This window comes from Archangium sp., from assembly GCF_036389735.1.
Classification (GTDB): Bacteria; Myxococcota; Myxococcia; order Myxococcales; family Myxococcaceae; genus Archangium.
Genome location: NZ_DASVWK010000439.1, coordinates 1 through 3,259 on the forward strand (window position 1 = coordinate 1; position 3,259 = coordinate 3,259).

Annotated in this window: 4 protein-coding genes; 2 read left to right on the forward strand and 2 right to left on the reverse strand. The window is 68.3% G+C overall.

Annotation, left to right across the window (positions count from 1 at the left end; translation table 11 throughout):
- Positions 1–70 precede the first annotated feature (70 nt).
- Positions 71–733, reverse strand: a complete 663-nt coding sequence (purN, locus tag VF794_RS15750; RefSeq protein ID WP_331111216.1) for a phosphoribosylglycinamide formyltransferase — start codon at positions 731–733, stop codon at positions 71–73.
- Positions 730–1,767, reverse strand: coding sequence for a phosphoribosylformylglycinamidine cyclo-ligase (purM, locus tag VF794_RS15755; protein WP_331111218.1), 1,038 nt, complete (start codon positions 1,765–1,767; stop codon positions 730–732). Before purM ends, purN begins: the two co-directional genes overlap by 4 nt.
- A gap of 156 nt (positions 1,768–1,923) precedes the next feature.
- Here purM and VF794_RS15760 point away from each other — a divergent pair, with 156 nt between their 5' ends.
- Positions 1,924–2,574 (forward strand): Crp/Fnr family transcriptional regulator, encoded by a 651-nt coding sequence (locus tag VF794_RS15760; RefSeq protein ID WP_331111222.1) that lies wholly within the window; start codon positions 1,924–1,926, stop codon positions 2,572–2,574.
- A 1-nt stretch (position 2,575) separates the two neighbouring features.
- A partial coding sequence (locus VF794_RS15765; protein WP_331111220.1) for a 3',5'-cyclic-nucleotide phosphodiesterase occupies positions 2,576–3,259 on the forward strand: 684 nt, incomplete at its 3' end.

Consider the following 3,259-nt stretch of genomic DNA (forward strand, 5'->3'; position numbering starts at 1 on the left):
GGACTCTCTGGCCGGAAGCCTCTAGCGGCGGGTTCGATTCCCGCCGCCTCCACTGGATGCAAGGCCCTGCTCAGCCCGGCTCGCCCGGGTTGCGCAGGCTCAGCTCGCCCAGCGCCGGCCCCGTCGTCGTCACGGCGCGCCCGCCCTCCAGTCGCACCGCTCCCGTGGTCGCCAGCTTCACCACCAGCGGGTACAGCCGGTGCTCCTCTTTCAGGATGCGCGCCGTCAGCGTCGCCTCGTCGTCCTCGGGCAGGACCGGCACCACCGCCTGCGCGATGATGGGGCCCGTGTCCGTGCCAGGGTCCACGAAGTGCACCGTGCACCCGGCCAGCTTCACCCCGCGCTCCAGTGCCTGCCGTTGCGCATGCATCCCCGGGAAGGCCGGCAGCAGGGAAGGGTGGATGTTCAGCACCTTGCCCGGGAAGCGCCCCAGGAAGTCCGCGCCCAGCAGCCGCATGAAGCCCGCCAGGCACACCCACTCCACGCCCGCCGACACCAGCGTCTCCCCCAGCGCCTTCTCGAAGTCCGCGCGCGCGCCGAACGTCTTGTGGTCCAACACCACCGTCGGCACGCCGGCCTTCCTCGCCCGCTCCAGCGCGAAGGCCGTGGGCACGTTGGACACCACCACCGCCACCTCGGCCGGGAAGTCCGGCCTCGCGCACGCGTCCAGCAGGGCCTGAAGGTTGCTGCCGCTCCCCGACACCAGCACGCCTACCTTCGTCCTGGCGCTCATGGCTCGATGACCGCCGTGGCCTCTCCCTGGCCCGCCTCCACGCGGCCCACCTCGCTGGCCTCCACCCCGCGCGCCTTCAGGGTCGCCAGCGCCGTGCCCACGTCCTCCTTCGCCACCACCGCGATGAGGCCCAGGCCCATGTTGAAGGTGTCGTACATCTCCTTGCGCTCGACTCCGCCCAGCTTCTGGATGAGCTCGAAGATGGCCGGACGCTTCCACGTCTTCTCGTCCAGCACCGCCCGCGTCCCGTCCGGCAGGCAGCGCGGCAGGTTGCCCGGAATCCCGCTGCCGGTGATGTGAGCGAAGCCCTTCACCTTCACCGCCTTCATCAGCGCCAGCGCGTCCTTCACGTAGATGCGCGTGGGCTCCAGCAGCGCGTCCGCCAGCGGCCGGTCCCATCCCTCGGGCACCGCGTCCAGCGCCAGCTTCGCGTCGTCCAGCAGCACCTTGCGCGCCAGCGAGTAGCCGTTGGAGTGCAGGCCCGAGGACGTCATCCCGATGAGCACATCACCCGGCGCCACGCTCTTGCCGTCGATGAGCTCCGAGCGCTCCACCACGCCCACGCAGAAGCCCGCCAGGTCGTACTCGCCCCGCGCGTAGAAGCCCGGCATCTCCGCCGTCTCCCCACCCAGCAGCGTGCACCCCGCCTGCTCACAGCCCTGGGCGATGCCCTTCACCACCTCGGCCGCGGCGTCCACCTCCAGCCGGCCCGTGGCGAAGTAGTCCAGGAAGAAGAGCGGCTCGGCCCCACAGGTGAGGATGTCGTTGACCGACATGGCCACCAGATCGATGCCCACCGTTCCGTGCCGGCCCGCCTGGAAGGCCACCTTCAGCTTGGTGCCCACCCCATCCGTGCCGGCCACCAGCACCGGCTCCCGGTACTTGCCCGGGGGCAGGGCGAACAGGCCGCCGAAGCCGCCCACCCCGGCCACCACCTCCGGCCTCACCGTCCGCGCCGCATAGGGCTTGATGCGCTCGACGAACGCGTCACCCGCCTCGATGTCCACTCCGGCCTGCTTATAGGTCGTTCCCACGGCCGGACTTCTACTTCTCCCCCCTCTGCTTGTCTCTGCTGGCAGGACCCCGGGTGTCATATTGGCGTCGTCGTGGACCCCCGCGCCGGGTGGGCGTTTAGGCGACATGGACCCCGGAATTTGACCCTGTCGATGGGGGGGGCTTAACTGCCCATGATGGGCGCCGAGGAAACCCTCTTTCAACGTTTCGGCAAGGAGTTCCCGAAGGGCACGGTCCTCTTCCGCGAAGGGGAGCCGGGCAAGGAGATGTTCGTCCTTCAATCGGGAAGAATCGCCATTTCCAAGCGCGTGCGCGACGTGGAGAAGGTGCTCGCGGTGCTCGGCCCCGGCGAGTTCTTCGGGGAGATGGCGATCATCTCCAACAAGCCCCGCAACGCCACCGCCTCCGTCAGCGAGGACGCGAAGCTGCTGGTCATCGATCCCAAGACGTTCGAGGGGATGATCCGCGGCAACTCGGAGATCGCCGTCCGGATGATCAAGAAGCTGGCCGAGCGCCTGTCCGAGGCGGACGCGCAGATCGAGAACCTGCTGCACGCGGACCCGGCCAGCCGGGTGGTGCACCACATCCTCCAGGTGTGCCAGACGCGCGGTCGCGCCATGGAGGAGGGGGTGGAGATCGAACTGGCGGTGCGCGAGCTGCCCCGGCAGATCGGCGTGGGCGAGCCGGCCATCCGCAACATGTTGGACAGGCTGGAGCGGGCCGGCCTGGTGGAGCGCGGCGGTGACAGACTCACCGTGCATGATACGGCGCGGCTCCACGACTTCCTCCAATACCTGGAGATGAAGTGGAAGTTTGGAGATCTCTGACGTGAAGCTCCAGGTCCTTGGCTGCCATGGTGGTGAGCTTCCCTCGTGTCGCACCACGTGCTTTCTCGTGGACGGCGTGCTCGCGCTCGACGCGGGCGCGCTCACGAGCACGCTGACGCTCGAGCAGCTCTGCAAGGTCGACGACATCCTCGTGGGCCACAGCCATTTCGACCACGTGAAGGATCTGCCGTTGATGGCGGATCTGATCATCGGCCGGCGAGACAAGCCGGTCACCATCCACGCCTCGCGCGAGTGTGCCCGGGCCCTGCGCGAGAACATGTTCAACAACGCGCTCTGGCCGGACTTCACCCGCATCCCCACGCGCAAGGAGCCGGTGCTGCGCATCAAGCCCTTCCGGGCGGGCAGCACCTTCCAGGTGGGGGCCTACACGGTGCAGTCCATTCCGGTGCACCACCCGGTGGAGTCCTGCGGCTTCGTGATTACGCGCGGTCGCACCTCGCTGGCCATGAGCGGCGATACCGGCCCGACCGACAAGTTGTGGAAGGTTCTCAACCAGACGCCCACCCTCAAGGCGCTCCTGGTGGAGACGAGCTTCCCCAACGCACTGCATCAACTGGCCGACGTCTCCGGTCACCTCACGCCGAAGATGCTCGAGAGCGAGCTGGCCAAGTTCCAGCGCAACGGCTGCAACGTGCTCGTCTACCACCTCAAGCCGGCCTTCCTT

What these genes read in the sequence shown, in the direction of transcription:
- purN (WP_331111216.1), bottom strand. Translation starts at nt 733, where the DNA reads ATGAGCGCCAGGACGAAGGTAGGCGTGCTGGTGTCGGGGAGCGGCAGC.
- VF794_RS15760 (WP_331111222.1), top strand. Translation starts at nt 1,924, where the DNA reads ATGGGCGCCGAGGAAACCCTCTTTCAACGTTTCGGCAAGGAGTTCCCG.